Raw genomic sequence first — 3,696 nt, forward strand, 5'->3', positions numbered from 1 at the left:
CGGGGACGAGTTCGGGCGAAATCTCCTGCGCCAGGATGGCGTCGAGGACTGCATCGGTAGCTACGTCATACTGGTCGGTGCGGATGCACCAGCGGATCAGGAACTGGATCAGCGTCTTGGGCACGCCCGCGTTGACCCCGTAGTGGCTCATGTGATCGCCGACACCATAGGTGCACCATCCAAGCGCAAGCTCGGACAGATCGCCGGTCCCCAGCACCAGGCCGCCACGCTGGTTGGCGAGGCGGAACAGGTAATCGGTGCGCAGTCCGGCCTGGACATTCTCGAAGGTGATGTCGTGGACCGGCTCGCCGCGTGCGAACGGATGGCCGATCGTCTCCAGCATCGTCCGCGCGGTGGAGCGGATGTCGATCTCCTCGCCCGTAACGCCGAGCGCCCGCATCAGGGCCCAAGCGTTCGCCTTTGTGCCGTCGCTGGTGGCGAAGCCGGGCATGGTGAAGCCGAGGATGTCGGTGCGGGGCTTGCCCAGCCGGTCCATCGCTTTGGCCGCGACGATTAGCGCGTGGGTCGAGTCGAGGCCGCCAGAGACGCCGATCACGAGCTTGTCGACACCGGTCGCGCGGAGCCGCTTGGCAAGGGCTTCGACCTGGATGTTGTAGGCTTCGTAGCAGTCGGCATCCAGCTTCTCGGGCGTGTTCGGCACGAAAGGGAAGCGGCGGATGGCCCTGCGCAGCCCGGTGTCCGCAAGGCTCGGCTGGTGCTCGAACGCAATGCGGCGGAAGCGCAGCTCGGGATGACCCGTGACGATCGCCGCGTCGTTGAAGGTGCCCATCCGCAGACGTTCCTGCGCGAGGCGCTCCACATCGACGTCCGCCACCACGAAGTTGCCGCTGGTGAACCGCTCCGACTCGGCGAGCTGTTCGCCCAGTTCATGGATCAGCCCCTGGCCGTCCCAGGCGAGGTCGGTGGTGCTCTCGCCCGGACCGGCGGCGGAATACACATAGGCGCACACCGCGCGCGCCGACTGCGCCGCGCACAGCATCGCGCGCTCGCGCGCCTTGCCGATTACGATGTTCGAAGCGCTGAGATTGGCGCAGATCAGCGCGCCGGCGAGCGCACCCGCAGTCGAAGGCGGGGTGGGCGCCCAATAATCCTCACAGATTTCGGCATGGAAGACGAAGCCCGGCAGATCGGAGGCGGCGAAGATCAGGTCGGTGCCGAACGGAGCCTGCTGGCCGGCAATGTCGATTGACAGGCCGGTCAGCCCGGCACCCGACGCGAACCAGCGCTTTTCATAATATTCACGGTAGTTGGGGAGGAAGGTCTTCGGGACGACGCCCAGCACCTTGCCGCGCGAGATTGCGACGGCGCAATTGTAGAGGCGTCCGTTGCGGGGAAGGGCGGCACCCACGAGCAGTACGGGCGCGAGGTCCGCGCTGGCTTCGACGACCCGGGCGATCGACCCGACCGTGGCAAGATGCTGCGCGGTCTGGAGATGCAGGTCGTCGATCGCGTAGCTGGTGAGGCTGAGCTCGGGAAAGACGAGCAAGTCCACGCCTTCGCGGCCCGCTTCCCGCGCCAGCGCGACCGCGGCGTCGGCATTGAAGAGTGCATCGCCGACACTGGCTGCGGGCGTGGCGGCGGCGACGCGGATCATGCCGTGGGTGTGGATCGAGTGGAAGGGGTGGGTCATGCGGTTCGGGGTCCAGCTATGGCGATCGGGTCATTGCCGGGTCGTGGCAAATCGGAACTTCCGCAACTTCCGCCCATATGCGGGGTGAGCCGCCGCTCCCCTCGGCAGACGGGCTGGAAGTTCCGCTGGGAACAGAAGTTACCCGCGCTGCGGAAGTTCCGGGAAGTTTGGATGGGAGGACGGGCACGCGACATTTTGCGGGATTACGCCGGGGTGCCTTGTGTAGGACAGCGCTTTTTCTGTCGGTCATGCTGAACTCGTTTCAGCATCCACGCGCGTCAGCTTAATCAGCTCGGCCAGCGTGGGTAAGTACACGCACCGATGCTGAAACAAGTTCAGCATGATGAGGTTAGTCATGATCCTGTACGGCATCCGTAATTGCGACACGGTGAAGAAGGCGCGGGGATGGCTCGATGCGCGGGGCGTCGCTTACGTTTTCCACGACTACAAGACCGCGGGGGTCGATGGGGAAGAGCTCGACCGTTGGGTGGCTCGGCTTGGTTGGGAGGCGCTGCTCAACCGGACGGGCACGACGTTTCGCAAGCTGCCCGACGCTGAGAAAACGGACCTCGACGTGCCCCGGTCGACCGCGCTGATGCTCGCGCACCCGTCCGCGATCAGGCGGCCGGTGCTGGCCGATGGCGAGACGCTGCTGGTCGGGTTCGCGCCCGACGTATGGGCGGCCGCGCTCGGCTGACGCTTGCGATTGTCCCTGTGTGGGCGCAGTCTGCGCTTAGGGGGAGAACTGAAATGACCGCAAAGAGGAAGCCGCCGCTGTGGTTCTGGATCGCCGGCGTGGCGTTGTTGCTTTGGGGTGTATCCGGCGTGGCCGCCTTTTACATGAGCTTTCACCTCACGCCGCAGGCGCTGGCGGCGTTGAGCGACTATGACCGCAAGCTCCACACCGATCGCGCGACCTGGTTTATCCTGGTCTATGGCGTGGCGGTGTGGGCCGGTCTGCTCGGTGCCCTACTCCTACTGTTCCGCCGCCGCCTCGCGCCGCCGCTCCTTGTCGCTTCGCTGGTCGCGGTGATCGTGATGTTCGGGTGGATGTTCCTCGCGACGGACATCATCGCGGTAAAGGGCGTGGTCACCGCGATGGGCTTTCCCATCGTCATCGTCGTGATCGGCACCTTTGCGATCTGGCTGGGGCAGCGCGCTGCCGAGCGGGGGTGGATCGTCTGACGCCGCGCGCCTAAGCTTGCGGGCATGTCCACCACCTTCACCATCGACACCTCCACCAGCCGCGCGACGCCGGTCGCCGCACCGATGAAGCGGCTGACGATTCCCGCCGTTCGGCGACGCAAGGCGGAGATCGCAGGCGGCACGGGTACGCCGCTGGTGATGCTGACCGCTTATACCGTGCGCACGGCGCAGCTCCTCGATCCGCACTGCGACCTGCTGCTGGTCGGCGACAGCCTGGGGCAGGTGATCTACGGACTCCCGTCGACGGTGCCCGTGACGCTGGAGATGATGGCGGCGCACGGCGCGGCGGTGGTGCGCGGCAGTTTCCATGCCGCCGTGGTTATCGACATGCCGTTCGGCAGCTACGAGGGGTCGCCCGAACGGGCATTCGCCAGTGCCGCACGGCTGATGAAGGAGACCGGCGCGGCGGCAGTGAAGATGGAGGGCGGCGCGGTCATGGCCCCCACAGTTCGCTTCCTCTCCGAACGCGGCATCCCCGTAATGGGGCATGTCGGATTGACGCCACAGGCGGTCAACACGCTCGGCGGATACGGTGCCCGCGGTCGCAGCCACGAGGAAGCGTCGAAGATCATCGACGATGCTTGCGCGATCTCGCAAGCGGGCGCGTTCGCGATCGTCGTCGAGGGCGTGGTCGAACCGATCGCGGTCGAGATCACGCGCACGATCGACTGCCCGACCATCGGCATCGGCGCATCGGCCCATTGCGACGGGCAGGTGCTGGTTTCGGCAGCTACGAGGGGTCGCCCGAACGGGCATTCGCCAGTGCCGCACGGCTGATGAAGGAGACCGGCGCGGCGGCAGTGAAGATGGAGGGCGGCGCGGTCATGGCCCCCACAGTT

General features: G+C 66.3%; 5 protein-coding genes. 4 read left to right on the plus strand and 1 reads right to left on the minus strand.

All coding sequences use genetic code 11. From position 1 onward, the window contains the following. Positions 1-1,651 (minus strand): NAD(+) synthase (locus JWN21_RS02625; RefSeq protein WP_299645932.1); only part of this gene is annotated, 1,651 nt, incomplete at its 3' end. Positions 1,652-2,006: 355 nt separating this feature from the next. On the opposite strand from JWN21_RS02625, the gene JWN21_RS02630 reads away from it, so the two are divergent. The 4 genes from JWN21_RS02630 to JWN21_RS13940 all read left to right on the plus strand — a co-directional run. Next, positions 2,007-2,348, plus strand: a complete 342-nt coding sequence (locus tag JWN21_RS02630; RefSeq protein ID WP_299645934.1) for an ArsC family reductase — start codon at positions 2,007-2,009, stop codon at positions 2,346-2,348. 53 nt (positions 2,349-2,401) lie between these two features. Next, positions 2,402-2,836 carry a hypothetical protein gene (locus tag JWN21_RS02635; RefSeq protein WP_299645936.1) on the plus strand — a complete coding sequence of 145 codons (435 nt, stop codon included), beginning with the start codon at positions 2,402-2,404 and terminating at the stop codon, positions 2,834-2,836. A 24-nt stretch (positions 2,837-2,860) separates the two neighbouring features. Next, positions 2,861-3,634: a 3-methyl-2-oxobutanoate hydroxymethyltransferase gene (gene panB, locus JWN21_RS02640; RefSeq protein WP_299645938.1), complete on the plus strand. Its 774-nt coding sequence runs from the start codon at positions 2,861-2,863 to the stop codon at positions 3,632-3,634. Then, positions 3,634-3,696 (plus strand): hypothetical protein (locus JWN21_RS13940; protein WP_367182903.1); only part of this gene is annotated, 63 nt, incomplete at its 3' end. The genes panB and JWN21_RS13940, both read left to right, overlap by 1 nt.

This window comes from Sphingomonas bacterium (genome assembly GCF_028292945.1).
Lineage (GTDB): Bacteria > Pseudomonadota > Alphaproteobacteria > Sphingomonadales > Sphingomonadaceae > Sphingomonas.